This is a genomic window from Kitasatospora sp. MBT66 (assembly GCF_000710405.2).
Classification (GTDB): domain Bacteria; phylum Actinomycetota; class Actinomycetes; order Streptomycetales; family Streptomycetaceae; genus Kitasatospora; species Kitasatospora purpeofusca.
Genome location: NZ_JAIY01000006.1, coordinates 339,672 through 340,118, shown reverse-complemented (window position 1 = coordinate 340,118; position 447 = coordinate 339,672). Strand labels below are relative to the sequence as shown.

Below are 447 nucleotides of genomic sequence, written 5' to 3'. Positions count from 1 at the left end.
TTCGCCGGGCGGATTCGGCGATGACACCGTGATGAAATCGTGAGGACGGATGTCGGTCGGCTCCAGTACTGTCCCCACTCGTCCCCCGGCGGCCGCCCGTTCGCGTCCGCCCGATCCCGGCAACAACAGGACCCACTCGTGAACCTCGACTTCGACGTCGACCCCCTCTTCTCCTGGTACGTCGTACTGCTGGCCTTCAGCGGCATCGCCCTGCTGGTCATCGGCGCCGTCAACGTCGGCGGCCTCAAGGCCGGCTGGCGTGCCCTCAACGTGCTCGTCGGCCTCGGCTTCGCCGGCTACGCGTACTACCTGGCCTTCGTCTTCGAGGGCGGCACCTACGCGATCTTCTTCAAGGCGTTCATCCTGCCGGTGCTGCTGATAATCAACGCGGTGAAGGCCGCGGTCACGCGCTCCCAGGCCCCGGCCGCGCCTGCGGCGCCGCCGTAC

At 67.8% G+C, this 447-nt stretch carries 1 protein-coding gene; it reads left to right on the top strand.

The features are described 5' to 3' along the window. Positions 1–138: 138 nt before the first annotated feature. Positions 139–447: hypothetical protein (locus tag BI06_RS50715; protein ID WP_051741011.1), on the top strand; the 309-nt coding region annotated here is incomplete at its 3' end.